Origin of the sequence: Bacillus sp. FSL R5-0585 (assembly GCF_038004545.1) — a bacterium.
GTDB classification, from domain to species: Bacteria; Bacillota; Bacilli; order Bacillales; family Bacillaceae_G; genus Bacillus_A; species Bacillus_A cereus.
The window spans coordinates 124,370-149,790 of sequence record NZ_JBBORJ010000001.1; the positions used below are offsets into that span (position 1 = coordinate 124,370).

Below are 25,421 nucleotides of genomic sequence, written 5' to 3' on the forward strand. Positions count from 1 at the left end.
ATAAGATGTATCATAATGTAATGGAAAAATTAGTATATATGTTTGTCGTTAATAAGTATTATTTACCAATTTATAGTAAGCGCTTTCTTGTTGTTTGAAATGTACGTTTTTATAGGTTAGAAATTTAATTATATAGTCTTCTAAATGAGGATGTGTTTAACTAATCAAGTTTATGCTGCTAGTTCATGTGGGATAGGGAATATACATATGGTATATGGAGTTACTGAACATTATATAAGTGGAGGCTGAAGTATATGAAGGGGGTTATTTTAGCTGGAGGAAAAGGAAGGCGCCTTAGACCATTAACATGTAATACTCCAAAGCCGATGTTACCATTATTAGAAAAACCAGTTTTAGAATATAATATTGAGTTATTACGCCAGCATGGTATTCGTGAAATTGCAATTACTGTTCAATATATGAGTACGACCATTAAGCAATATTTTGGTGACGGTAGTAAATGGGGAGTTAACTTGTATTATTTTGAAGACTCTCCTCCGCTTGGCACAGCAGGGAGTATTAAACAAGCAGAACAATTTTTAGATGAAACATTTGTTGTGATAAGCGGGGATGCATTAACTGACTTTCAATTATCAGAAGGAATTAGGTTTCATGAACAAAAGAAAAGAATGGTAACAATGTTTGTGAAAGAAGTAGAAAATCCACTCTCATTTGGATTGGTTGTAATGAATAAAGACCAGGAGGTTACACGATATATAGAAAAGCCGGGCTGGAATGAGGTAGTATCTAATGTCGTGAATACAGGCATATATATTATGGAGCCAGAAATCTTTTCTTACATACCGCCTAGGCAATTTTTTGATTTCAGTCATGATGTGTTTCCGTTATTGGCAAACAAAAATGTGTTATTCGCATATTTGTCAGAAGGTTATTGGTTAGATATCGGCACATTTAATCAATATCGACAAGCACAATTTGATTTGTTAACGAAAAAGTTACAAGTACCTATTCCTTATACAGAAGTATTACCGATGGTATGGATGGGAGAAGGGGTGACGATTGGTAAAGGGACGAAAATTCATGGCCCCTCTTTTATTGGAGAAGGAGCAAAGATTGGTACAGGAGCTGTAATTGAGCCATATTCTATTATTGGGAAAAATAGTATCGTTTCAAATTATTCTCATCTTCAAAAAAGTATTGTTTTTGCAAATGCCCACATTGGGAAGTATTGTGAACTATTAGAAACGACAATAGGAGAGCGTACAATAGTTGAAGATGATGTTACACTGTTTCAAAAAAGTGTTGTAGCGGATCACTGTCATATCGGAAGAAGTACGGTAATTAAGCAAAAAGGAAAACTATGGCCTTATAAGGCGATTGATAGTCATTCGATAGTAGGAGCGGCTGGTATTCAAGAGAGTGAAATGAGTGCAGGGTGGTTACAAAAAAGCCGCATTGTAGGAAGAGGGAATGTTGAAATTACTCCCCAGTTTATCGTGAAGATTGCGATGGCGTATGGTTCTCTTTTTAAAAAAGGAGAAAGTATATTAATTGGAAGTCAAGAAAATATAGAAACAACCTCTTATAAAAATTTATTTTTACATGCTATTCATGGTATAGGGATTCATACGATGGAATGTAAAGAAATGAACGAGTCACTTTTTCAATATAGTGTTCACCAGTTGAAATGTGCAGGTGGTGTTTTCATTCAAGTGGAGAATGAGAATGAGATTGTTATAAAGTTATACGGTCAAGCTGGCATGCCGTTAACGTATAAGCAGCAAAAAGAGATAGAACAAGTATATATGTCCGAATTGTTTTATTACGTGCATGAGAAAGAAATGGGGCGTAATAAGCTCGTTCATGTTTCTATGAATGAGTATATAGAAGTTATATTGGAGCATATTGATATCGAGAAAATACAGATGCAGAAGTTTCATCTTCTTATTAATAAGAGAAATGATACGTTGCAACATTTACTCATGCTCTTTCTGCAAAGGCTTGGTTGTACAGTTACATGGATTTATGCAAGCGAACAAAAAGATCATGTGAAAGCTTTGATGAAATCAAGTAAAGCGAATATGGCTCTTATGTTTTCTGAGCAAGGAAATCATTTCGAGTTATACGATAAACATAGTAATATTTACCAAGGTACAGATTTGGAAGAGGTAGATATTCCAGATTTCTTACTCGAATCGACAGGAAATATTTACCCAATGTCTTTGAAGTTAGGAGAATGTTATCTTCTATTTTATACGCAGGATGAAAGAAAGTCGTTTCAAGTAAGGTGGAAGCGAGATATTTTATATCGGATTGGAAAATTATTCGAGCTAATAGCATTGCAAGGAAAAACGTTTCTCAGCATAGTAGAGCAATCACCTCCGCTCTATTTACTTTATGATGAAGTGGTATGTTCATGGAATGAAAAAGGGGAAATTATGAGGAAATTATTGGATGATATAGAAAGGAAGGGAGAAGGTATATTTGAAGGAGTACAGTTCAAATATACTGAAAAAGAGTGGTCTTATATCGTTTCTGACACAAAACAACCAAAATTTTTGGTGTATTCACATGCTAGAAACCCAGTAATAGCAAGGGAAAATATGAAAAATCTTATAGAAAAAATTAGACAATATCAAAAGGTGTAGAATTTTTATTTTAAAAGTGGTATTATAGTATAGTCTGATTTAAGTTATTAGTACTGGAGGGAAATAAGAATGCGTGTGAATATTACTCTAGCATGTACAGAATGCGGAGATCGTAACTATATCTCAAAGAAAAATAAACGTAACAACGCTGAGCGTATCGAGCTTAAAAAGTATTGCAAGCGTGACAAGAAGTCTACGTTACACCGTGAAACAAAGTAAGCAGTAGGAATATTTTCCTACTGTTTCTTTTTTTATTCGATTCCTATGTTAAAAGTGATACACTATCAGCATAGAGTAAAGTGTCACTGTAAGGGGGAGAATGTGTGAAAGCAGAGAAAGTACGTTTACGTAAACAAATAATAGAACACATGAATTCTTTATCAGAAGAACAGTATACAACTTTATCAGAACAGATTGCATTTTCGTTGTATGCGCAAAAAGAGTGGGTTGAAGCTAAAACAATTGGAATTACTCTTTCAATGGAAAATGAAGTGAATACATATCCTATTATCGAAAAAGCTTGGGAAGAAGGAAAGAAAGTTGTAGTTCCTAAGTGTAATAAAGGAACTAGAACGATGTCCTTCCGGCAAATTAATAATTTTGATCAATTAGAAACGGTGTATATGAATTTACGTGAACCGATTCCCGGGCTTACGGAAGAAGTGAATATGGATGAAATTGATCTTCAAATTGTCCCAGGCGTAGCTTATACAGAACGAGGAGAGCGAATTGGGTATGGCGGTGGCTATTATGATCGTTATCTCGTGCATTATAAAGGGAAAACGCTGTCATTAGCGTATGATTTTCAAATGGTAAAACACATTCCAGTAGAGCCATTTGATAAAAACATAGAAAAAATTATTACAGAAAAAGGAACACTGCTTATAAATAAGCTTGTATAGACAAATAAAAATTGACGAGACTTTTTCTTCTTGATTATAATAAAATATGTGAACGTTTTCTTATTATAATTTTTTATAGTAAGTGAGCATAGAGGGTGATGAAATGGTATCTATTTATGATATTCAGCAATTGCTAAAGAAATTTGGTACGATTATTTATACGGGAGATCGAATTGCAGATTTACAATTAATGCAAGATGAATTGCGTGAATTAAATCAATCACAGCTAATCGATCCACAAGACTATCAAACAGCTTTATTTTTATTGAAGCAAGAAATTCAAAAAGAGCTAAATAAGAATTAGATAAAGGTAGGTAAGCAACATGGAAGAGAAATGGTTAGTTGGTGTTGACCTTGGTGGTACAACGATTAAATTAGCATTTATTAATGTATACGGTGAAATTTTACATAAGTGGGAAATCCCTACGAATACAGGTGAGCAAGGAAAACATATTACACTTGATGTTGCGAAAGCAATTGATAAAAAGCTAGAAGAATTAGGCGAATTGAAGAGCAAATTAATTGGTATTGGTATGGGAGCTCCTGGTCCTGTACATGTGGCGTCTGGAATGATTTATGAAGCGGTTAATTTAGGATGGAAAAACTATCCGCTAAAAGATTTATTAGAAGTAGAAACAGGATTACCTGTTGTTATTGATAATGATGCAAATTTAGCAGCGCTTGGTGAAATGTGGAAAGGTGCTGGTGAAGGTGCAAAAGATTTAATCTGTATGACACTTGGTACGGGCGTTGGTGGTGGTGTAATCGCCAATGGTGAGATTGTACACGGCGTGAGTGGTGCTGCTGGTGAGATTGGACATATTACAGTCGTTACAGAAAATGCTTTCCCATGTAATTGCGGGAAGTCTGGTTGCTTAGAAACAGTAGCATCTGCGACAGGTATTGTACGTGTTGCTATGCAAAAAATACAAGAGACTAATAAAGAGAGCATGTTGCGTTCTATGTTAGCTGAAGAAGGACGTATTACATCAAAAGATGTCTTTGAAGCACTTGGACAAGGTGATGAATTAGCAGGTGAAGTAGTAGAAAAAGTAGCTTCTTATTTAGGATTAGCTGTAGCGAACCTTTCTAGTACATTGAACCCAGAGAAAATTGTTATTGGTGGAGGCGTGTCTAAAGCTGGAGATGCGTTATTAGAACCAATTCAACGCTATTTCGAGCAATACGCTTTCTCACGTGCTGTAAAGAGCACGAAGTTAGCTATTGCAACACTTGGTAATGATGCAGGTGTTATCGGAGGAGCTTGGCTTGTAAAAAAGCACAAATACGAAGCGAAGATGATATAAGTTGTGAAATATGAAAAGAGGAAGGGGGAACCCTTCCTCTTTTTGTGTAAAATCTCGATGAAGAATAAAGTGTAAACGAATTAAGCTGCTGGTGGATACCCGTTATATAGAACAGTCATGATCGTAAACCATCCGAAAACGAGTACAGTTGCAATTGCAAAGCCGCTCGCGAAAAAGTTTTTTTCACGAAGTGTTCTAAGCGTAGCAAATACAGCTAACAGAGTGACAAGTGTAAAAATAATAACAAGGCCCATACAATATCCTCCTCTGTCTACCCATTTCTTATTATGAGTTTTTGGAATATTTACTCTTTTATATTGTACATGTTTTAAAAATGATTGTCGAGATAGCATCCTTTCTTTTCCTCAGAGAAAGAAATGTTGTATCATTAAAAGTAAGTTTTTAATAACTGGAGGAGATTTTTATATGAAATGGATACAAATGCCGTTAGGCCCATTACAAACAAATGCTTATATTTTAATGAACGATCAAAAAGAGTGCATTATCTTTGACCCTGGTCATGAAGGTGAAAAGCTCGTTACATATTTACAAGAAGAACAATTAAAACCATTGGCTGTTTTATTAACACATGCTCACTTTGATCATATCGGTGCTGTTGATGCCGTAAGAGACGCTTTTCATATTCCTGTGTACGTACATAAAGAAGAAGCAGATTGGTTAGGAGATGCAACTGTAAACGGCTCTCAAATTTTTATGATGAACCGCAGTATTACAGCAAAACCAGCGGATCATATTATTGATGCAGAAGGTACATTAACAATTGGATCATTTAATTTTGAAATTTTTGAGACACCAGGACATTCTCCAGGAAGTATTTCTTATTATAGTAAAGAAGCGAATGCTGTATTCTCAGGAGATGTATTGTTCCAAATGAGCATTGGAAGAACAGATTTGCCTGGTGGCAGTTTTGCTGAATTAATTGGAAGTATTGAAGAGAAATTATTTGTATTACCAGATGAAACAGCGGTGTTATGTGGACATGGTCCAGAAACAAGCATTGGCTTTGAAAAAGAAAATAATCCGTTTTTACAATAAGGAGTCATTATGGGAATGGAGCTCATTTTAAGAGAATGGATGGGGAAAGAAAAGGATTATTCAATTTCATATAGTACGTATATGAACCTTGTATTGTATACGGAGGGTCATGGATATTATATGAAAGAACGTGAAAAGATTGGAAGACAAGGGGATTTTTTTACAAGTAGCAATGTATCCTCTGTTTTTGCAAAAACTTTTGCTAAACTTTTTATTCGTCTTGTTGAAAATGGTGAAGTTGCTTCGAATATTTGTGAGGTTGGTGGGGGAACAGGGAAGTTTGCCTATGATGTTTTACAAGAATGGAAGCAATTATCTCCAAACACCTTTATTAATTTAAACTATTCAATGATTGAAGTGAGCCCTTTTCATAGGAAATTACAGCAGGAGCAACTTGGCTCATTTTCTAATGTATCGTACTATACCTCCTATAGTGAAATGGGAGATTCTTTCGAGGGAATTCTTTTTTCGAATGAGTTGTTTGATGCATTTCCTGTTGAAGTAATTGAGAAAAGAAATGGTATATTGTATGAAGTACGTATTACATATACAGAGGAAGGAAACCTTTCAGAAGTATGTAGGCCGTTAAATAAAAGAATTGGTCGCTATTTATTGAAATATAATATTCATATTGCTGAAGGGCAACGTTTTGAAGTACCAATTGTTATGGAGGAGTATATAAAAGAAATTTCGAAATGGTTTCAAAAAGGTATATGTATTACAGTTGATTACGGATACACAAAAGAAGAATGGATGCATCCAGCACACCGCGAAGGAAGTTTGCGAGGATATTATCAGCATAAGCTAATGCGTAACCCACTAGCGCATCCAGGTGAAATGGATCTTACTACTCATGTTCATTGGGACGAGCTAAAGGAGATGTTTAGTATGCAAGGAATGAGTGCAGTATGGCATAAGAAACAATCTGAGTTCTTGTTAGCTGCAGGGATATTAGAACAGCTTACGAGCCATCAAGACACGAATCCTTTTTCTGAAACGCAAAAACAAAATCGAGCAGTTCGTTCTATGATTTTAAATGGAGGAGTAGGGAGTTCGTTTGATGTTGTTATACATACAAAAGATATGCAACATTTACATTTGGATCAGTATGTAACAATATAAAAAACAAGACACAGTATATACTGTGTCTTGTTTTTTAATACGACTTATGTAGTATTATATATTTCCTCTCATGATATATATTTATATTAAAGATATGAGATGAAAAATATAGAATACGTTCTTTTTCTGCGATTATTAGTCCCTAACCTAATAATACACGAACAAGTTGAATGATTGTTTCACTCTCTACTTTGTAATAAATTTCCAATCCTTTTCTTTCACTAGAAACGATTTTAGCGCTTTTTAATTTTGCTAAATGCTGTGAAATTGTAGATTGTGGCATGTTTAAGCCAGTATACATTGTAGAAACGTTGCTTGGACCGCGCTCGATTAATCCTTTTACGATACATAAACGAACAGGATGAGCTAGCACTTTTAATAATTCTGCATTACTTTCATATAGTTCTAATTCTTTTTGAAAGGTTTCTAACATGTTCTTTTCCACCTCCGTGTGAGCTATTATACCATACTATACATACCAAAAATTTAAAGAAAAGAAAATAGTTGTTGCAGAAAAAAAGTCCTAAAGTAAAGAAATTGTAAGAAAAGAGACCCGGATGTAAATAAAATAGGTAAATTAGCATGTTTTTGTAAAATGACATTTTTGGGTGAAAATTTCGATGCGTTTTAAAAATTGAAAGATATAGATATATTTGTAACACAATTTTATCATGATTTTCTTATTCTTTCAAATGAATATACGAAATTTTTAAAATAATATGACAAAGGAATTATAATGATATATATAGAATATAAAACAGGTTAAAAGAAAAGAAGCTGAATGTCATTCGCTTCTTTATGGTGATAATGAAATATTTGATTACGGCTGATAAATCTTAGGATGATCAAGTCATTAGTCATTTATTCTAAAATTCATCTTTTAGCAACGTTAAAAATCTGTGATTCCATATGTTCTCATAAAAATCAATTGTCTCTTTTGCGGACATAAAAGGATTATTCAACGTAGAGGTTGTTTTCTGTCCCATAAAGTTTTCGTATCCTAGTCCGTGGGCAAACTTAATCGTTGCATCCATACAGTACTCTGTTTGGGCGCCACAAAATTCAATGCGATTTACAGATAATTGATCTAAAATTTCTTTTAAGTTTGTTTTATAAAATGAATTTGCATGTGTTTTTCTTACAAAAAAATCTTGTTCTTGAACATCTAGATCGGTATGAATAGCCCAAAGTTCTTTCTCGGGTACTAAATCATCATCACAATGTTGAACAAAAAGGATTGGTTTATTTAATTTTCTATATGAAGAAATTCTTTTATTTACTTTTGTTAGTAAGTTCTGTAAATCAAATAAATGCTCCTCGCTATAACATACGCCATTTTGTAAATCGATAACGATTAAAATATCTGCACAAGTATCCATTATTTTCACCCCTTTTTATTTCTTAATATATCAATTAATCCATTATTTAGAAATAGATGATATACTTTTATTTTTTATGGACTATAAGAAAAGAAGAAATTCAAATGAATATAACTAAACCGCATAAAAAGAAGATATGAAAACCTAATCTCATATCTTCTTTTTCTCTATGCATTTACAGGTTCTTCTACATAAGAAAGGGCATTTTCAAAATCGGATATTAAATCGTTAACATTTTCAAGACCGACTGATAACCGAAGTAATGAATTAGAGATTCCTCTTTTATCACGAGCTTCTTGCGACAGTGCTGCATGTGACATTTTTGCTGGATAAGAAAGAATTGACTCTACAGCTCCTAAACTAACTGCAAAAACAGGTAATTTTACTTTTGATAAAAATTTGCGGAGTGCATCTTCTGACTGCAAAGTAAACGATAAGACCGCTCCAGCTGATGTTGCTTGAGATTGTTGAATATCAAATCCGAGATGAGTTTGTAATCCCGGATAATAGACATTTTTTACTTTAGAGTGCTCTTGTAAATAATGTGCGATTTTATTGGCATTTTTAGCTGAATGTTCGAGGCGTACATGCAATGTTTTTAGACCGCGAAGTACGAGAGAACAATCTTGAGGTCCTAAAATAGCACCGAATGCATTTTGTAAAAATCCAAGCTTTTGAGCGAGTTCTGAATCTTTTACTACTGCTAATCCGGCAGTAACATCACTATGACCAGCAATAAATTTTGTAGCACTATGAAGAACGACATCAGCTCCAAGTTCAAGTGGTTTTTGGAATAGTGGTGTCAAAAATGTATTATCAACAAAAGTAAGAGCGCCAATAGATTTTGCGAGTTTAGAAACCTCGCGAATATCTGTCACTTTTAAAAGTGGATTAGAAGGTGTTTCTACATAAAAGAGCTTTGTATTTGGTTTAATGTTTTGTTTTATTTCTTCTAAATTGGTCATATCAACAAATGTATGTGAAACACCGTAACGGGAGAGTACCTCAGTTATCACTCGGTAAGTGCCTCCGTACACATCTTCTGAAATGAGTACGTGATCACCTTGTGAAAGAAGGAGGAATGCAGTGGAAATCGCTGCAATGCCTGATGCAAAGGCGAATCCTTTTGTTCCGCCTTCTAATAAAACAATGATATCTTCAAGAGCTTCACGAGTTGGATTTCCTGACCTGCTATAGTCATATTTTCCGAACGTATCTACATCAAACTGGTGAAAAGTTGATGTGTTATAAATAGGAACGTTCACAGCGCCTGTTTGCGAGTCGTGTTTATATTGGTTGTGTAGTAAGAGTGTATCTATAGAATAGCTCATATTCTTACACCTTCTTTTACGAGTTTAATTGCTTGCTTTAAGTCTTGAATTAAATCGTTACTATTTTCAATGCCAACTGAGAATCGAAGAAGACGATTGCATACGCCGTTTGCTGTTCTAATTTCTTCAGGAATATCAGCATGTGTTTGCGTTGCTGGATAAGTCATTAAACTTTCTACACCACCAAGACTTTCGGCAAATGTAATTAAGGATAAAGATTGTAAGAATGGATTAATCCAAGCTTCATCTTTAAGGCGGAATGAGATCATGCCACCTCTTCCTGGATAAAATACATCTGTCACCCCGTCCTCATCATTTAAATACGCAACAACTGCTTTCGCATTTTCTTCATGTTGCCTCATGCGAAGCGCTAACGTTTTCATACCGCGAATTAATAACCATGAGTCAAATGGGCTTAAAACTGCACCTGATGCATTATGATAATGAGCGATTTCCTCGCAAAGTTCCTTTCCTTTTGCAACGACAAGCCCGCTTAGTACATCGTTATGTCCCCCTAAATATTTCGTTGCGCTATGAAGTACAATGTCAGCACCTTCTGTTAATGGTTGCTGTATATAAGGTGTGTAGAAAGTGTTGTCTACAATAAGAAGTAGTCCGTTCCTTTTCGCTACAGTTGCGACAGCAGCAATATCAGTAACTTGCATTAATGGATTAGTTGGAGTTTCTATGAAAATAGCCTTCGTTTCAGTTGTGATAGCTTGCTCAATTTGTTTAATAGACTGTGTATTTACGTATCTACATCGAACATTCCACTTTTTTTCATGCTCAGAAAATAATCGATACGTTCCCCCGTATAAATCTTCAGATACAATAAGTTCGTCTCCAGAGCGGAATAGAGAAAGGACGAGGAGAACAGCCGCCATCCCTGAACTACAGGCATAACCTTGTTCGCCATATTCTAAGTCTGCAATCGCCTGTTCTAAAAGACCGCGAGTTGGATTGCCAGTTCGTGAATAGTCAAAGCCAGTAGATTTACCAATTCCTTCGTGACGATAAGCGGTTGAGAAATAAACTGGTGGATTAACCGTTCCAGTTGTAGTTTCACTGCGATTTCCGATTTGTGCTAGTTTTGTTTCGATTGTTGACATGTGAAAATTCCTCCTTTTTAAATTGAAACATTAAGTGAATATAAAATAAAAAAAGCCTTCTAAGAAGAAGGCTTTCGGTTTGAATAGAGTCTTCTTCTCATCTGTCAAATCTTTCACAATTTGCTGGAATTAGCACCTTATTAACAAAATGTTAATGGTTGCTGAGGCGTCACAGGGCCAGTCCCTCTACCTCTCTAGATAAGAATGTTCGTATGAAATTTTTATTATGTTTTTAACTTTACAATAAAATATAACTGAATTGCAACTTTATTTTAAATAATTTTTATTTTTCCGCAAGTGTCATTGACTTTTACTTTTGTGCATGCTAAATTTATTAAAAAATTAACAAACATTGTTAAAAGGGGAACGCATTTCCTTTTAGCTACATAAATAAAATAATAAAGACAACTCTTATTGAGAGCGGTGGAGGGAAAGGCCCTGTGAAACCCGGCAACCTTCAAACGAAATGTTTGAAACGGTGCTAATACCTGCAAAACGAATGTTTTGCATAATAAGAGGAGGAACGATTATGTCCCCCTCTTCAAAGTGAAGAGGGGGTTTTTATATTGATAGAAATGAGGGAGAGTCGTGAAATTACTAGATTTATTATCAAAAGGAATTGTAATAGGTGATGGTGCGGTTGGGACGTTATTGCATTCACATGGTTTGCAAAGTAGCTTTGAAGAATTGAATGTATCTGATCCAGACTTAATTATATCGATTCATAAACAATATGTAGCTGCTGGAGCAGATGTAATTCAAACGAATACGTATGGAGCAAATGAGGCGAAATTACGTATGTATGGTTTAGAAAATCAAGTTACAGAAATTAATAGAGCGGCAGTAAAACTGGCGAAAGCATCTGTGACAGATAAAAATGCAATTTTAGGAACAATTGGTGGTATGAAACATATCGGAGCTGTTACAACGACTGATATGGAAAGAGAGTTTATGTTACTTGAACAGGCAGGGGCTTTACTAGAAGAACAGGTTGATGGATTACTATTAGAAACTTTTTACGATGAATTTGAATTACTTCATGCCGTTAAAGTATTGCGTAAGCAAACGAATATTCCAATTGTTGCGCAATTAGCGTTACATGAAGCAGGTACGACTCAAAATGGAAATGATGTCAATGAAATATTAAAGCAACTTATAGATTACGGTGCAAATGTTGTTGGGTTGAATTGTCAACTAGGGCCGCTTCATATGACGGAAGCTTTCAAAATGATATCGATTCCTCAAAATGGCTATTTATCAGCATACCCAAATGCAGGCCTCCCGAATTATGTGGATGGACGTTACGTATATGAGGGAAGCCCAGCTTATTTTGAAGCGATGACACCGAGATTTATTGAGCAAGGTATTCGGTTATTGGGTGGTTGTTGTGGTACGACTCCAGAACATATTCAAAGTATGAAGCGCGCTGTTGCGAATATTACCCCTGTAATAGAAAAAGACACGATTCAAAGGCCGAAAGTCGTTCATACGCATGAGAAACGTTCGAAGGCTCACGTCACTCTAGCAGAGAAAGCGAAAAAACAAACGACAGTTGTAGTGGAATTAGATCCACCGAAAACGTTAGATACACAGCGTTTTTTTGAAGGAGCAAGAGCGTTAAAAAGAGCGGGAGCAGATGCTATTACTCTAGCAGATAATTCATTAGCATCGCCTCGTGTTTCTAATATGGCGATGGGTGCGTTATTAACGAAGCATGATATCCCAGTATTGACGCATTTAACGTGTAGAGATCATAACGTCATTGGACTACAATCTCATTTGTTAGGTTTATCGGCGTTAGGGATGGAAGAAGTGTTAGCTTTAACTGGTGATCCAGCGCGCGTTGGTGATTTTCCCGGTGCCACTTCTGTATATGATTTATCCTCTATTGAGCTTATTAAAATGATTAAAGAAATGAACGATGGACGTTCAATTTTAGGGAAATCAATTGGACCGGCGACAAGGTTTTCTGTAGGCGGCGCATTTAATCCTCACGTGAGGCACTTAAAAGCAGCGGTTAAGCGAATGGAACGAAAAATAGATGCTGGAGCGGAGTATTTTTTAACTCAGCCAATTTACGATATCAAGTTAATTGAAGAAGTGTATGAAGCGACAAAGCATTTGGAACAACCTATTTTTATTGGAATTATGCCGTTAGTAAGTAAGCGGAATGCAGATTTTCTTCATTTTGAGGTGCCGGGTATTACTCTTCCTGAAGAAATAAGAGAGAGAATGGATGGACATGAAACGAAAGAGGCAGCAATTGAGGAAGGGATCCGCATTTCACAAGAATTGGTCGACGCAGCGATGAAATATTTTAATGGTATTTATCTTATTACACCATTTTTAAAGTATGAAATTACAGAACATCTTGTTAAATATGTAAGAGAAAAGCAAGAAGTGAAAGAAGGTATTAATTGATGAAGTGTATAGAAGAAAAATTAAAAAATAGCATTTTAATATTAGATGGTGCAATGGGGACAATGATTCAGCAAGAGGATTTAACTGCTGAAGATTTCGGAGGAGAAGAGTACGAGGGCTGTAATGAATATTTAGTGGAAACAAGACCAGACGTTATTTTAAAGATTCATAAAGCTTATATTGAAGCTGGAGCGGATATTATTGAAACAAATACATTTGGGGCAACGAATATTGTACTAAGTGATTATGATCTGTCTCATTTAGATGAAGAACTAAATGAAAAGGCAGCACTTTTGGCGAAGCAAGCTGTTAAAGAAAGCGGGAAGGAAGTATATGTTGCGGGAGCGATGGGACCAACAACGAAAGCAATTAGTGTTACAGGTGGTGTGACTTTTGAAGAATTGATTGAGGCTTATACAAGGCAGGCACGAGGATTATTAAAAGGAGCAGTTGATGTATTACTCGTTGAGACGAGTCAAGATATGCGTAACGTGAAAGCAGCTTATATTGGAATTCAAGCCGCTTTTGAAGAACTGAAAAAAACGGTTCCTATTATGATTTCAGGAACGATTGAGCCAATGGGAACGACTCTGGCTGGGCAAACAATTGAAGCTTTTTATTTATCAGTAGAACATATGAAACCATTATCTGTTGGGTTAAACTGTGCGACTGGTCCGGAGTTTATGAGGGACCATATTCGTTCACTATCTGATTTATCGGAGTGTTACATTTCTTGTTATCCAAATGCAGGTCTTCCTGATGAAGATGGACATTACCATGAATCTCCATCTTCTCTTGCTGAAAAGGTGAAGCGATTTGCTGAAGAAGGATGGGTTAATATTATTGGTGGTTGTTGTGGCACGACACCAGAACATATAAAAGCAATGAAATCCGCGCTAGCATCTCTTAAGCCTCGTGACCATCATGAGAGAGAAGGACATGGAATTAGTGGATTAGAAGCACTGCAATATGATGAGTCTATGAGACCGTTATTTGTAGGTGAAAGAACGAATGTTATTGGGTCACGTAAATTTAAACGCTTAGTAGCAGAAGGGAAATTTGAAGAGGCTGCTGAAGTGGCAAGAGCGCAAGTGAAGAAAAATGCTCATATTATTGACATTTGTATGGCAGATCCTGATCGCGATGAAATAGAAGATATGGAAAACTTCTTAGCAGAAGTTACGAAAGTATTAAAAGTACCGATTATGATTGATTCAACAGATGAAAATGTGATGGAGCGAGCTCTTACTTATATTCAAGGAAAAGCTGTTATTAATTCAATTAATTTAGAAGATGGAGAAGAACGATTTAAAAAAGTGACACCGCTTCTTCAGAAGTATGGTGCCGCTATAGTTGTAGGAACAATTGATGAAGACGGTATGGCGGTTAGTGCGGAACGAAAGATAGAAATTGCGAAAAGAAGCTATGAATTACTTACAAAGAAGTATGGGATACGCCCGTCAGATATTATTTTTGATGCACTTGTGTTTCCAGTAGGGACAGGTGATGAAGAATATATTGGCTCAGCGGCAGCGACTATAGAAGGAATTCGCCTTATTAAAGAAGCGTTACCAGAGTGTTTAACGATTTTAGGTGTAAGTAACATATCATTTGGTTTACCACCGGCTGGACGTGAAGTATTAAATTCAGTTTTTTTATACCACGCTACGAAAGCAGGATTAGATTACGCGATTGTGAATACGGAAAAATTAGAACGCTATGCGTCGATTCCAGAGGAAGAAAAACGCCTTGCAGATGCATTACTGTTTGAAACGACGAAAGAGACGTTAGAAGAATTTACAAACTTTTACCGAGTTGCTAAAAAGAAAGATGTCGTTGTGCAAGAAACGTTAACGCTTGATGAAAGACTAGCAAATTATATTGTAGAAGGTACGAAACAAGGATTACACGAGGATTTAAGTCTTGCACTTGAAGAAGGAAGAAAACCTCTTGATATTATTAACGGTCCGCTTATGACAGGGATGGACGAGGTAGGACGACTATTTAATAATAATGAACTTATTGTTGCTGAAGTATTGCAAAGTGCCGAAAGTATGAAAGCCGCTGTAAGCTATTTAGAGCCACATATGGAATCTAGTGATAGTGCGAAAAAAGGGAAAGTATTGTTAGCAACTGTAAAAGGTGACGTGCATGATATTGGGAAAAATCTCGTTGAAATTATTTTAGCGAATAACGGATATGAGATTATTAATTTAGGAATTAATGTACGTTCGGATCGAATTGTTCAAGAAGTACAAGAAAAGAAGCCGGACATTATAGGCCTTTCAGGTTTATTAGTAAAATCAGCGCAACAAATGGTAACGACTGCTGAAGATTTAAAAGCGGCAAATATTGATGTGCCCATTGTTGTAGGTGGTGCAGCGTTAACGAGAAAGTTTACAGATAATCGGATTTCACCATCATATAAAGGACTCGTTTGTTATGCGAGTGATGCGATGACGGGGCTCGATATTATTAATAAGCTTCAAAAAGAAGAAGAGCGTGAGAAGATGAAGCAGGATAAAAAAGAACGTCATCTTCATATCGTAAAAAAAGAGGAGAAGAAAGTAGAAATTCCAGCAGTAATTGAGCCATTACCAAAATCAGAGGTTATGGTGCCTGATTCAACAAAACGAATTGTATTACGAGATGTTCCCGCCCTTCATCTCGCACCATTTCTGAATAGACAAATGCTACTTGGGCATCACCTTGGATTAAAAGGAAATGTGAAGAAGCTTTTGAAAGAGGGAGATAAGAGAGCACATGAATTAAATGATTTAATAGATGAATTATTGCAGGAAGGACAATCTTGGTTAAAGCCGAAAGCAGTGTATCAATTTTTCCCAGCGCAAAGCGACGGACAAAACATTGTAATATATGATCCAGAAGATCATACGCGTGTTATAGAGCGTTTCACATTCCCTAGACAAGGAAAGGCTCCCTATCGTACTTTAGGTGATTATTTGCGCCCAATAGGAGATGAGATGGACTATGTTGCTTTCTTATCTGTTACGGTTGGGGAAGGAGTTCGGGATATTGCTGAAGAGTGGAAGGCGAAAGGTGATTACCTACGTAGTCATGCCATTCAATCGTTAGCGCTTGAATTAGCGGAAGGACTTGCTGAAAAAACACATATGCTCATTCGTGACCGCTGGGGCATTCCGGACTCACCTGAACTGACGATGGAAGAACGTTTCCGTACGAAATATAGAGGAATACGAGTGTCATTTGGTTATCCGGCGTGTCCAGAACTTGCAGATCAAGAAAAGCTATTTCGCTTAATTCATCCAGAGGAAATAGGTATTTCATTAACAGAAGGATTCATGATGGAGCCAGAAGCGTCCGTAACGGCTATGGTATTTTCTCACCCTGAGGCAAGATATTTTAGTGTATTATAGTCTAGAAGGGGGAGACGTATGAAGAAAATAGTCTTTACAGGTGGCGGTTCGGCAGGACATGTAACACCTAATTTAGCCATTATCCCATATTTACAGGAAGACAACTGGGATATCTCTTATATTGGTTCTCACCAAGGTATTGAGAAAACGATTATAGAAAAGGAAGGCATTCCCTACTATAGTATTTCGAGTGGAAAGCTACGTCGTTATTTTGATTTAAAAAATATAAAAGATCCTTTTCTTGTAATGAAGGGGGTTATGGATGCGTATGTAAGAATTCGAAAACTAAAACCAGATGTGATTTTTTCAAAAGGCGGTTTCGTATCTGTACCAGTCGTAATTGGCGGATGGCTAAATAGAGTACCAGTTTTATTACATGAATCTGATATGACGCCAGGACTAGCAAACAAAATTGCGCTTCGTTTTGCTTCGAAAATATTTGTTACATTTGAAGAAGCTGCGAAACATTTACCGAAAGAAAAAGTAATTTATACAGGATCTCCTGTACGTGAAGAAGTACTAAAGGGAAATCGTGAAAAAGGTTTAGCATTTTTAGGCTTTTCACGTAAAAAGCCAGTTATTACGATTATGGGAGGAAGTTTGGGCGCAAAAAAAATTAATGAAACGGTTCGATCCGCGTTACCAGAACTTCTGAAAAAATATCAAATTGTTCACCTTTGCGGAAAAGGTAACCTTAATGAAAGTTTACAAAATAAAGAAGGATATAGACAATTTGAATATGTACATGGAGAACTGCCAGATATATTAGCGGTAACAGATTTTGTTATTTCACGCGCGGGCTCCAACGCAATTTTTGAATTTTTAACATTACAAAAGCCGATGGTTTTAATTCCATTATCGAAATTTGCAAGCCGTGGAGATCAAATATTAAATGCAGAGTCCTTTGAAAGACAAGGATATGCCTCCGTATTATATGAAGAAGATGTAAATGTAAAATCTCTTATAAAGTATGTCGAAGAATTAAGTCAAAATAATGAGAAGTATAAAACAGCACTAAAAAAATATAATGGAAAAGAAGCAATTAAAACAATCATTCAAAATATTTCAGAGGCATGATGAAACAATCATGCCTCTTTTAGTAGGGTGAAAGATTCCAAGAATTGATATTTTTATGTTACAATAAAGTGAAACTTTAATCAGTTGGGTGCATCCCACATCTAACTTCTTTACTGTTACTGAATTTTGAGGAGGGAGTCTTACTGCCCTCAAATAGCGGGATAACAAATGGGTTAATAGGGAAATTCCAATTAATGAGGCGTGAAAATACGAATGGATTAGGAGTGACTGTGTTGGAGCTAAGTCTCTATGAAAATACTGCACTTATTATATGCTTTGTGTTGTACGTTGGTAGTGTTATTGTTTATATTTCAAGGAAATTTTCGCAAGAAAGAGAGCTTGAAAAGTCAGAGATAACAGCTGAACTAGAAATGTTAGCTGATGAAAGTTATAAAAAACAAAAAATAAAAGAAGACCATGAAGCATCCCATCATTTAAACGCAAATAAGTTTTAAAGATGGGGATTTTTTTTGAAGTTGTTCTTTATTGTAGCTATAACAAATAACGCTAAAAAGGAGTTTCCCCATACATAATGAAGGAGTGTATATAAATGAATTTTTATATCGCCTCAGGTTTCCAAAATAAACATCTTGTACGTTCCGTAGCAAATGAACTGAAACATGCAGGATGGCACCATACATATGATTGGACCAAAAATGAAAGAGCAGCGAATGAAGAACAATTAAGAGAAATTGGTCAGGCAGAACAAAATGCTGTAAAAGAAGCGGATGTATTTTTACTTATATTAGATGGCGGAAACGGGAGCCATACAGAGTTTGGAATGGCGATTGCACTAGAGAAAATGATATATGTATATCATGCAGGAAACCCGCTCCAAACAACGTTCTATCACTTGCCAGAAATAAATATTTTTGAAGGAGATGTAGCTGAGTTTGCATCTTATGTTATGAATCATGTGAAATAATAGTAACTACCTAAAAGGTTATAAAAGTGATCTTTTGGGTACAGTGATGATAAGAAACGTATATAAAGGAGTACATAATATGAAATTAGAAAATGGATGGGAAACGAGCTTTTTAGAAGTCGTACAAAATAGTGAATTTAAGAAAGAGGCACTTCTTAGTCAATTGCTTTGTCAGGATAGTGAAGAAGTAGAAGAGCTTGTGGATGATTACGGCTACGAAGAACTTGTTGAACGTGAACATGATGATGAGTTAGCTGAAATCTTAGGAGAAGAACTTTTTAGTGAGATGGAACGCCAAGTATTCTTATCTTCAAACCCAGAAGAAAAATTGATTTCATTCGTCAATGGATTAGGTTTTCATGTGTTAGATTGGATTGTTCTTCTTGAAACAGAATTTGGCATTGATAGTGCAAACTTTACATCAGATGCTGTGAAGGTGTTAGAAAAGCGTTTCAGACAGTTTCCATACATAGAGGACAAGACAATTTTTGATATGACATTTGGAGAATCGATGGATGTATTAGAATCTGTTACAGGATTACAACTAAAGGAAAAGATGAACGTATAATGAAAAAAGAACGTGATTGGATCACGTTCTTTTTTTACATAATAATAATTTTATCATCTAGTTTTGTCTGCCCGGTAAGAAGTGCGTTTAAATATTCCACTTTTCTTATACAAGCTTGTATATGTCTTTCAATCTCTTGTAACTCTGCTTGGTGATGTGTTTCAATTGGATGAATTTGTACATTGAATTTTTCAAATTGACTACTATATGTTATTTCTGCATAGCCGCTCATAATATCTGTTTCGTTATGAAATAAAAATTGCTTCGTTTTGTCACAGAATGATACATTCTGAAAGCCATATACTTTTAATGCTTCAATTACTTTTTTAATCATTTTTGTATTCATTTTTTTAACCCTCTTTACGAAGTTCTACTTTTATATTATAACATAAAAAATTACATAGAAAGCGCTTCCAAGTGTATTTTATTATAAACTTTACGTTTCAATCACAAAAATGAAACAAAGAAAAAATAATTGTAAAGAAGGAAGGACTCTTTTATTGTTTCGTCATATATATAGAGAAATAGTGCAATGAAAGGAAATTTTCCGAGGTGGAGATCGTATTTCCAATTTGAGCGCAGTAAAAGAGGTGAGAATCTTGAACTTTGATATTGTAGGACAAAAAGCATATATAAAAGATGGACCGCATCGGAACCGAATTGGAATTGTAAAGAAAAACGAGACAAAATTAGCATCGCAGTTTGCTATTGTAATTGGAGAACAAATTATTGATGTAGAGCTAAAGGATATCGTGTTAGTTGGAGTAGACGTAGGACAATTTCATAAATGGTGCGAACAAAATGGTTATTTGTGAAAAGGACGGGCTGTGAGATAATGAAATATATTTGAGGAAAGAGAATATATTATTGTATTCTCTTTTTCTATGTTTAAGGAGGCGAAAATGAAATATAAAGAACAGGAGTTTACGTTGGAGTTAAAAGAGAACATTCAATGTATGGAGAAGGAAATAGAGCGAATGGCACTTAAATTGTATAAAGAGTATTCGCATTTATACATAGAAAAAAACATGGAATTAGATATGGGATTTGCAAGAGAAAAAGAGAATCCCTTTGAGGTGGGTTATTATTCAACAGTTGCTATAGCTATATTAGATGAAGAAAAAGAGATGATTAAATTTCACAATATTACAATTTAAGGATGTTAAAGAATCTTTTTAGGAATGCCAATTCAATCAAACATTTTGGGTAGTAAGAAAGTAGGAGAACTCGCTGATGAATCTTGTTATGAGATTGAGGAAGAGTTAAAAGAGCAATTAGAAGAATACTTGGAGTGATAATTCTCAAGATAAGATCTATAAAGAGGGAACGGAATAAAAAAGACGCTAACAATTGTATGTTAGCGTCTTTTTTTCATTATGAAGCAATTTCACCAGTTTTTGTATCATCTTGATTGTACGTATCTTGATCTAATTCACCAAGCCATTTACTTGAAATAAGACCTGCTGTCATAGAACCACTTACGTTAAGAGCTGTACGACCCATATCGATTAATGGCTCAACCGAGATAACTAGAGCAACAATACCGATTGGTAAGTTCATTGTAGATAGTACGATTAAAGCTGCGAATGTTGCACCGCCACCAACTCCGGCAACACCGAATGAGCTAATAGCAACAACAGCGATTAAAGTTAAAATAAATTGTGGTTGTAATGGATCAATTCCTACAGTTGGAGCGACCATCATTGCAAGCATTGCTGGATAAATACCTGCGCAACCGTTTTGTCCGATAGATACCCCAAATGAAGCTGCGAAGTTTGCAATTCCTTCGGAGATACCAAGCTTTTCTTTTTGAGCTTCAATATTTAATGGCATCGCACCAGCACTAGAGCGAGATGTGAATGCAAAAGTTAGTACAGGGAACACTTTTTTCAAATATTGAATTGGATTTAAACCAGACAATGCAATTAATAATAAGTGAATGATAAACATTACGATAAGTGCTACGTAAGAGGCTAATACGAAGTTACCAAGCTTTAAAATAGCATTTATATCGCTACCAGCAACTGTTTTTGCCATAAGAGCTAATACGCCGTATGGAGTAAGGCGTAAAATTAATGTTACCATACGCATTACGATTGCATATACAGCATCAAGCATTTTCTTAAATAGCTCTGCTTGTTCTGGGTATTTTCGTTTTACACCTATAAAGGCAATGCCGATAAAGGCTGCAAATATTACGACAGAAATTGTTGATGTTGGACGAGCGCCTGTTAAATCAAGAAACGGATTTGTAGGCAATAGCTCTAATAATTTATCTGGAATTGTTGTCTTTTCAATAGAAGTAAATCTTTCTTCAACTAGTTTCAGACGAGCAGATTCTGCATCACCTTGTTGTAGGCCTGTTGCAGATACATCAAATCCTGCACTTGCAGCGATACCGACAGCTGCAGCGATTCCTGTAGTAAGAATTAAAATACCGATAATAAGGCCACTAATTTTACCAAGATTTTTCGTTAACTGTAATTTTGTAAATGCTGAAATAATAGATACTAAAATAAGTGGCATAACGATCATTTGAAGTAATTTTACATAACCGTTACCGATTAAGCCAAACCAAGTATTTGATTCAATAATTACTTTAGAAGTTGGCTCATAAATAAATTGTAATATAAGACCGAATAAAATTCCGACTCCTAAAGCGGTAAATACACGTTTATTAAAAGATACATGCTTACGTTGCATATAATATAATACGCCAACTAAGATGAGCATGACTGCAACGTTAATTCCGACAAGCAGTGTATTCATGTTGATTCCCCCTAATTCCAATCTGTTATATAGAATATAAGGTAATAAAACCTATAAGTCAACTAGGAAATTCCGGAATTAAAAAAAGATGGCAAAATGCCATCTTTTAATGTCCAGCCCCAGGCACAAGTAAGAATGTCGTGTAGTATGTAAATCCTATGAAGAAAACAGTTAAATATGCCCCAAATACGTATATATACATACGCTCTGTTAATTTTAAATAGCTTAAAAGTACGAAGAAACCTGTTTGTCCTAAAAATAGTAGTGCGGCCGGTTGCATATCCCCTACGTAAAACATGACCGAGAAAATTCCAGTCCAAAAGCCGAGAACGCGAAACATGCGCTCCATGCGATCTCCCTCCTTTTCTAAAAAAAGTAAACCTCACCTCATTATAGTTTATTTTTCTTACTATTGTAAATATTCGTTCATATAAAAAGAAGCCAATTATTATTGGCTTCTTTTTATATGAAAAATTAAATTGTTAGTTTATAATTACAAGATTTACATCCATCTAATAGACTATCATTTCGAGTTAATTCCATGTTAGGGAATAGGATTTCAAAAATTCCTTTCATCATATCTCCGTGCATGTTACAAATTTCAGTTGGATGATGAACAGCAACTTCTTTAAATGGACAATTGTGTACATCATAGAAAATTTTTGTTCCATCTGCACTTAATTCAAATGCAGGTGATAAGCCAGCTGTTGAGAAAGCTTCTTTTGCAATTTGAACTTTTTGTTCCACTGTTAAAGCATCTTCACTCACATTTAAACGTTGCATATGTTGTTGCATTAATTCAGCTCCGAATTGTTTTCCTGTTTCGTATAGCGCTTTTTCACCAGCAGCGCCAAGGCTAAGTAAAGAATTAAATGCGATTCTTGCTAACAATTGATAATCACGGAATGGAAATTGTAATTGGATAACATCTTCAGATAAGACATACAATCTGCTCGGTCGTCCGCCTTTTCCAGTTTTCTTCGTTTCCGATTTTAACATATGAACATCTTCTAGTTTAGATAAATGTAAACGCGCTACGTTTGGATGAATGTCAAACTCATCTGCAATTTCTTGTACCGTTACGTAACTATGTTTTTGCGAAATATATTTATAAATGTAATAACGAGTTGGGTCAGATAATACACCTGTAATTTTTAAAGCTTGTTCCATGAGGATCTCCACCTTTATCACTTTATCCAAGATAATAACATTATAATACAGATAAACATGAGTATAGGTAATTTCAGACAATAATTCGGAAATTGTTCATAATTTCACAAACATATTTTTCCTTTTTCCTCTATTGAAAATACAAAAGTCCAAATTTTTATTGCGCATGTTTTCATGCTATATACATAGTGAGGAGGGAAAAGTGATGAATGGGATTGAAATTTTTGCGAATGCAATTTTAAAAGAAGCGTGTAGGGTACAAGCGTCAGATTTACATATTGTGCCTCGGCAGAAGGATGTAGCGGTGCAACTACGTATAGGAAAAGATTTAATGACGAGACAGTGTATTGAAAAGGAGTTTGGAGAAAAACTTGTCTCACATTTCAAATTTTTAGCATCTATGGACATAGGCGAGAAACGGAAGCCACAGAATGGTTCGTTGTATTTGCAAATTGATGGACAAGAAGTGTATTTACGCCTTTCCACACTTCCAACAGTATATCAAGAAAGTCTTGTTATTCGTCTTCATTTACAAGCATCTGTTCAGCCCTTATCACATCTTTCGTTATTTCCAAGTACGGCAGCAAAACTACTCTCGTTTTTACGCTATTCACAGGGGCTACTTGTGTTTACTGGACCGACTGGATCTGGGAAGACGACGACAATGTATGCATTATTAGAGGTAATTAGAAAAAAGAAAACACGTCGCATCATTACACTTGAAGATCCGGTTGAAAAAAGAAGTGACGATGTATTACAAATTCAAATAAATGAAAAAGCGGGTCTCACATATGAAACAGGATTAAAGGCTATTTTACGTCATGATCCAGATATTATTTTAGTAGGTGAAATCCGTGATGAAGAAACAGCAAAAATAGCTATAAGAGCAAGTTTGACAGGACATTTAGTAATGACAACGCTGCATACGAATGATGCGAAAGGAGCAATCATTCGTTTCATAGATTATGGTATAACGAGGCAAGAGATTGAACAGTCTTTATTGGCTGTAGCTGCACAGCGACTTGTCGAATTGAAGTGTCCGTTTTGCAGAGGAAAGTGCTCAACTTTATGTAAATCAATGAGGCAAGTAAGGCAGGCTAGCATTTATGAGCTACTATATGGATATGAGTTAAAACAAGCGCTTAAAGAAGCTGATGGAGAATGTGTTACTTACAAACATGAGACTTTAGAATCATCAATACGAAAAGGATATGCTTTAGGTTTTTTAGAAGAAGATGTTTATGTTTAAGAAAACTTGGAGTTTAAGTGATCAAGTAGTATTGTTGAAACGTTTAGGAGAATTATTAGAAAAAGGCTACTCTCTTTTACAAGCATTAGAATTTTTACAGTTTCAATTACCTGTAGAAAAGAAAGTACAATTGCAGCGCATGATTGAGGAGTTAAAAGATGGGAAAAGTCTACACGATTCTTTTCATCAGTTAAAGTTTCATCAGGACATGTTAAGTTATTTATTTTATGCCGAGCAACATGGTGATATTTCTTTTGCTTTGCAACAAGGAAGTGCACTTCTTTATAAGAAAGATAAGTATAGGAGAGACATGATGAAAATAATGCAGTATCCTATGTTCTTGATGTTTTTTCTACTAATCATGCTCTTTATTTTTAAACTCATTTTATTACCTCAGGTTGAAATGGTTTATAGTTCGTTCGGTTCTAATACACCACTACTTACAGAAAAAATTTTAAGTGCAATAAAACTGCTACCTTACATTATTTTAGTCGCTATTTTAACTGTTATTATTGGAGGTATTTTATACATGTTGTATTTTAGGAAACTTCCACATATTAGACAGGTAAAAATTATGCTTCGTATTCCCCTCATCAAAACATTTCTTATTTTAAAGCATTCACATTATTTTGCTACTCAGTTGAGTGGTTTATTAAATGGTGGACTATCAGTATGTGAAGCTTTAACAATAATGATGGAGCAAAGATATCATCCGTTCTTTAAATATGAAGCGAGCCGGATTGAAAGACAATTAATTGGAGGAGAACAGTTACAATCTATCATTGCTAAAAGTGGGTATTACGAGAAAGAACTTTCTTATGTTATTACGCATGGACAAGCAAACGGCAATTTAGGGATTGAATTAGGTGACTATAGCGATCTTATTATGGAAAAGATGGAACGGAAAATTAAACATATGTTAGTTATCATTCAGCCTATTTTATTTACATGTATTGGAGGAATCGTTGTCCTTATGTATTTAGCGATGATTATGCCGATGTTTCAAATGATGAATTCTATTTAGGGGGC

Annotated in this window: 26 protein-coding genes and 2 riboswitches; of the genes, 17 read left to right on the plus strand and 9 right to left on the minus strand. The window is 35.3% G+C overall.

The annotated features are described in order from the left end of the window. Positions 1-254 precede the first annotated feature (254 nt). The 5 genes from MKY38_RS00665 to glcK all read left to right on the plus strand — a co-directional run bounded on the left by MKY38_RS00665 (position 255) and on the right by glcK (position 4,818). On the plus strand, positions 255-2,609 hold the full coding sequence (locus MKY38_RS00665; protein ID WP_000679335.1) for a sugar phosphate nucleotidyltransferase: 2,355 nt from the start codon (positions 255-257) through the stop codon (positions 2,607-2,609). 69 nt (positions 2,610-2,678) lie between these two features. After that, positions 2,679-2,828 (plus strand): 50S ribosomal protein L33, encoded by a 150-nt coding sequence (gene rpmG / locus MKY38_RS00670; protein WP_001265616.1) that lies wholly within the window; start codon positions 2,679-2,681, stop codon positions 2,826-2,828. A gap of 104 nt (positions 2,829-2,932) precedes the next feature. Then, positions 2,933-3,511: a 5-formyltetrahydrofolate cyclo-ligase gene (locus MKY38_RS00675; protein WP_000642750.1), complete on the plus strand. Its 579-nt coding sequence runs from the start codon at positions 2,933-2,935 to the stop codon at positions 3,509-3,511. 103 nt (positions 3,512-3,614) lie between these two features. Further along, positions 3,615-3,815 carry a YqgQ family protein gene (locus tag MKY38_RS00680; protein WP_000253699.1) on the plus strand — a complete coding sequence of 67 codons (201 nt, stop codon included), beginning with the start codon at positions 3,615-3,617 and terminating at the stop codon, positions 3,813-3,815. Positions 3,816-3,834: 19 nt separating this feature from the next. Beyond that, positions 3,835-4,818: a glucokinase gene (glcK, locus tag MKY38_RS00685; protein WP_000391701.1), complete on the plus strand. Its 984-nt coding sequence runs from the start codon at positions 3,835-3,837 to the stop codon at positions 4,816-4,818. An 80-nt stretch (positions 4,819-4,898) separates the two neighbouring features. Here glcK and MKY38_RS00690 read toward each other — a convergent pair whose 3' ends face one another. Beyond that, entirely contained in the window at positions 4,899-5,072 is a 174-nt protein-coding gene (locus tag MKY38_RS00690) for a DUF2759 domain-containing protein (RefSeq protein ID WP_000524852.1), read from the minus strand. Between the two features lie 172 nt (positions 5,073-5,244). Between MKY38_RS00690 and MKY38_RS00695 the strand changes: the two genes are divergently transcribed. Further along, a complete protein-coding gene (locus tag MKY38_RS00695; RefSeq protein ID WP_000871225.1) occupies positions 5,245-5,874 on the plus strand; it encodes an MBL fold metallo-hydrolase in 630 nt (209 codons plus the stop codon). 9 nt (positions 5,875-5,883) lie between these two features. Further along, positions 5,884-6,996: a class I SAM-dependent methyltransferase gene (locus tag MKY38_RS00700; RefSeq protein WP_000525152.1), complete on the plus strand. Its 1,113-nt coding sequence runs from the start codon at positions 5,884-5,886 to the stop codon at positions 6,994-6,996. Between the two features lie 142 nt (positions 6,997-7,138). Here the strand turns inward: MKY38_RS00700 and MKY38_RS00705 are convergent, their stop codons facing one another. The 4 genes from MKY38_RS00705 to metI form a co-directional block, all read right to left on the minus strand. Further along, entirely contained in the window at positions 7,139-7,429 is a 291-nt protein-coding gene (locus MKY38_RS00705) for an ArsR/SmtB family transcription factor (RefSeq protein WP_341047821.1), read from the minus strand. Between the two features lie 433 nt (positions 7,430-7,862). Further along, the gene (locus tag MKY38_RS00710; protein ID WP_000379157.1) at positions 7,863-8,375 is read right to left on the minus strand and encodes a cysteine hydrolase family protein; all 513 of its coding nucleotides are present in this window, start codon (positions 8,373-8,375) and stop codon (positions 7,863-7,865) included. A gap of 167 nt (positions 8,376-8,542) precedes the next feature. Further along, complete coding sequence (metC, locus tag MKY38_RS00715) at positions 8,543-9,706, minus strand: cystathionine beta-lyase (RefSeq protein ID WP_065222855.1); 1,164 nt, start codon at positions 9,704-9,706, stop codon at positions 8,543-8,545. Continuing rightward, positions 9,703-10,815, minus strand: a complete 1,113-nt coding sequence (gene metI, locus MKY38_RS00720; RefSeq protein WP_000103897.1) for a cystathionine gamma-synthase/O-acetylhomoserine thiolyase — start codon at positions 10,813-10,815, stop codon at positions 9,703-9,705. The genes metC and metI overlap by 4 nt, the downstream gene beginning before the upstream one ends. A gap of 94 nt (positions 10,816-10,909) precedes the next feature. Further along, positions 10,910-11,020, minus strand: a riboswitch (SAM riboswitch). A gap of 203 nt (positions 11,021-11,223) precedes the next feature. Further along, positions 11,224-11,333: riboswitch (SAM riboswitch) on the plus strand. Positions 11,334-11,403: 70 nt separating this feature from the next. On the opposite strand from metI, the gene MKY38_RS00725 reads away from it, so the two are divergent. From MKY38_RS00725 to MKY38_RS00750, 6 genes are all read left to right on the plus strand, one after another. After that, positions 11,404-13,236: a bifunctional homocysteine S-methyltransferase/methylenetetrahydrofolate reductase gene (locus tag MKY38_RS00725; RefSeq protein WP_000770352.1), complete on the plus strand. Its 1,833-nt coding sequence runs from the start codon at positions 11,404-11,406 to the stop codon at positions 13,234-13,236. Beyond that, positions 13,236-16,634: a methionine synthase gene (gene metH / locus MKY38_RS00730; RefSeq protein ID WP_065222857.1), complete on the plus strand. Its 3,399-nt coding sequence runs from the start codon at positions 13,236-13,238 to the stop codon at positions 16,632-16,634. Before MKY38_RS00725 ends, metH begins: the two co-directional genes overlap by 1 nt. A gap of 18 nt (positions 16,635-16,652) precedes the next feature. Beyond that, the gene (gene murG, locus MKY38_RS00735) at positions 16,653-17,711 is read left to right on the plus strand and encodes an undecaprenyldiphospho-muramoylpentapeptide beta-N-acetylglucosaminyltransferase (RefSeq protein ID WP_065222858.1); all 1,059 of its coding nucleotides are present in this window, start codon (positions 16,653-16,655) and stop codon (positions 17,709-17,711) included. A 194-nt stretch (positions 17,712-17,905) separates the two neighbouring features. Then, complete coding sequence (locus tag MKY38_RS00740; protein WP_001250699.1) at positions 17,906-18,166, plus strand: DUF3966 domain-containing protein; 261 nt, start codon at positions 17,906-17,908, stop codon at positions 18,164-18,166. Between the two features lie 95 nt (positions 18,167-18,261). Continuing rightward, the gene (locus MKY38_RS00745) at positions 18,262-18,636 is read left to right on the plus strand and encodes a nucleoside 2-deoxyribosyltransferase (protein WP_065222859.1); all 375 of its coding nucleotides are present in this window, start codon (positions 18,262-18,264) and stop codon (positions 18,634-18,636) included. 79 nt (positions 18,637-18,715) lie between these two features. Then, on the plus strand, positions 18,716-19,204 hold the full coding sequence (locus MKY38_RS00750) for a hypothetical protein (protein WP_000764267.1): 489 nt from the start codon (positions 18,716-18,718) through the stop codon (positions 19,202-19,204). 34 nt (positions 19,205-19,238) lie between these two features. Here MKY38_RS00750 and MKY38_RS00755 read toward each other — a convergent pair whose 3' ends face one another. After that, complete coding sequence (locus MKY38_RS00755) at positions 19,239-19,550, minus strand: hypothetical protein (protein ID WP_065222860.1); 312 nt, start codon at positions 19,548-19,550, stop codon at positions 19,239-19,241. Positions 19,551-19,803: 253 nt separating this feature from the next. Between MKY38_RS00755 and MKY38_RS00760 the strand changes: the two genes are divergently transcribed. Then, entirely contained in the window at positions 19,804-20,019 is a 216-nt protein-coding gene (locus MKY38_RS00760; protein WP_001008326.1) for a DUF3912 family protein, read from the plus strand. 69 nt (positions 20,020-20,088) lie between these two features. Further along, positions 20,089-20,361, plus strand: a complete 273-nt coding sequence (locus tag MKY38_RS00765; protein ID WP_338132696.1) for a hypothetical protein — start codon at positions 20,089-20,091, stop codon at positions 20,359-20,361. A gap of 217 nt (positions 20,362-20,578) precedes the next feature. On the opposite strand, the gene MKY38_RS00770 is transcribed toward MKY38_RS00765, so the two are convergent. The 3 genes from MKY38_RS00770 to MKY38_RS00780 form a co-directional block, all read right to left on the minus strand. Then, positions 20,579-21,973, minus strand: a complete 1,395-nt coding sequence (locus MKY38_RS00770) for an L-cystine transporter (RefSeq protein WP_001094344.1) — start codon at positions 21,971-21,973, stop codon at positions 20,579-20,581. A gap of 106 nt (positions 21,974-22,079) precedes the next feature. Continuing rightward, on the minus strand, positions 22,080-22,322 hold the full coding sequence (locus MKY38_RS00775) for a DUF2626 domain-containing protein (RefSeq protein ID WP_000440716.1): 243 nt from the start codon (positions 22,320-22,322) through the stop codon (positions 22,080-22,082). Positions 22,323-22,447: 125 nt separating this feature from the next. Next, positions 22,448-23,143, minus strand: a complete 696-nt coding sequence (locus MKY38_RS00780; protein WP_000434125.1) for a helix-turn-helix transcriptional regulator — start codon at positions 23,141-23,143, stop codon at positions 22,448-22,450. 205 nt (positions 23,144-23,348) lie between these two features. On the opposite strand from MKY38_RS00780, the gene comGA reads away from it, so the two are divergent. Further along, positions 23,349-24,392, plus strand: coding sequence for a competence type IV pilus ATPase ComGA (comGA, locus tag MKY38_RS00785; protein ID WP_070180498.1), 1,044 nt, complete (start codon positions 23,349-23,351; stop codon positions 24,390-24,392). Next, positions 24,379-25,416, plus strand: coding sequence for a competence type IV pilus assembly protein ComGB (gene comGB, locus MKY38_RS00790; protein ID WP_065222862.1), 1,038 nt, complete (start codon positions 24,379-24,381; stop codon positions 25,414-25,416). The genes comGA and comGB overlap by 14 nt, the downstream gene beginning before the upstream one ends. The last annotated feature ends 5 nt before the right edge of the window (positions 25,417-25,421 follow it).

Coding starts and splice junctions, on each gene's coding strand:
- MKY38_RS00665 (WP_000679335.1), top strand. CDS start 255: ATGAAGGGGGTTATTTTAGCTGGAGGAAAAGGAAGGCGCCTTAGACCA.
- rpmG (WP_001265616.1), top strand. CDS start 2,679: ATGCGTGTGAATATTACTCTAGCATGTACAGAATGCGGAGATCGTAAC.
- MKY38_RS00680 (WP_000253699.1), top strand. CDS start 3,615: ATGGTATCTATTTATGATATTCAGCAATTGCTAAAGAAATTTGGTACG.
- glcK (WP_000391701.1), top strand. CDS start 3,835: ATGGAAGAGAAATGGTTAGTTGGTGTTGACCTTGGTGGTACAACGATT.
- MKY38_RS00690 (WP_000524852.1), bottom strand. CDS start 5,072: ATGGGCCTTGTTATTATTTTTACACTTGTCACTCTGTTAGCTGTATTT.
- MKY38_RS00695 (WP_000871225.1), top strand. CDS start 5,245: ATGAAATGGATACAAATGCCGTTAGGCCCATTACAAACAAATGCTTAT.
- MKY38_RS00700 (WP_000525152.1), top strand. CDS start 5,884: ATGGGAATGGAGCTCATTTTAAGAGAATGGATGGGGAAAGAAAAGGAT.
- MKY38_RS00705 (WP_341047821.1), bottom strand. CDS start 7,429: ATGTTAGAAACCTTTCAAAAAGAATTAGAACTATATGAAAGTAATGCA.
- MKY38_RS00710 (WP_000379157.1), bottom strand. CDS start 8,375: ATGGATACTTGTGCAGATATTTTAATCGTTATCGATTTACAAAATGGC.
- metC (WP_065222855.1), bottom strand. CDS start 9,706: ATGAGCTATTCTATAGATACACTCTTACTACACAACCAATATAAACAC.
- metI (WP_000103897.1), bottom strand. CDS start 10,815: ATGTCAACAATCGAAACAAAACTAGCACAAATCGGAAATCGCAGTGAA.
- metH (WP_065222857.1), top strand. CDS start 13,236: ATGAAGTGTATAGAAGAAAAATTAAAAAATAGCATTTTAATATTAGAT.
- murG (WP_065222858.1), top strand. CDS start 16,653: ATGAAGAAAATAGTCTTTACAGGTGGCGGTTCGGCAGGACATGTAACA.
- MKY38_RS00740 (WP_001250699.1), top strand. CDS start 17,906: ATGAGGCGTGAAAATACGAATGGATTAGGAGTGACTGTGTTGGAGCTA.
- MKY38_RS00745 (WP_065222859.1), top strand. CDS start 18,262: ATGAATTTTTATATCGCCTCAGGTTTCCAAAATAAACATCTTGTACGT.
- MKY38_RS00750 (WP_000764267.1), top strand. CDS start 18,716: ATGAAATTAGAAAATGGATGGGAAACGAGCTTTTTAGAAGTCGTACAA.
- MKY38_RS00755 (WP_065222860.1), bottom strand. CDS start 19,550: ATGAATACAAAAATGATTAAAAAAGTAATTGAAGCATTAAAAGTATAT.
- MKY38_RS00765 (WP_338132696.1), top strand. CDS start 20,089: ATGTTTAAGGAGGCGAAAATGAAATATAAAGAACAGGAGTTTACGTTG.
- MKY38_RS00770 (WP_001094344.1), bottom strand. CDS start 21,973: ATGAATACACTGCTTGTCGGAATTAACGTTGCAGTCATGCTCATCTTA.
- MKY38_RS00775 (WP_000440716.1), bottom strand. CDS start 22,322: ATGGAGCGCATGTTTCGCGTTCTCGGCTTTTGGACTGGAATTTTCTCG.
- MKY38_RS00780 (WP_000434125.1), bottom strand. CDS start 23,143: ATGGAACAAGCTTTAAAAATTACAGGTGTATTATCTGACCCAACTCGT.
- comGA (WP_070180498.1), top strand. CDS start 23,349: ATGAATGGGATTGAAATTTTTGCGAATGCAATTTTAAAAGAAGCGTGT.
- comGB (WP_065222862.1), top strand. CDS start 24,379: ATGTTTATGTTTAAGAAAACTTGGAGTTTAAGTGATCAAGTAGTATTG.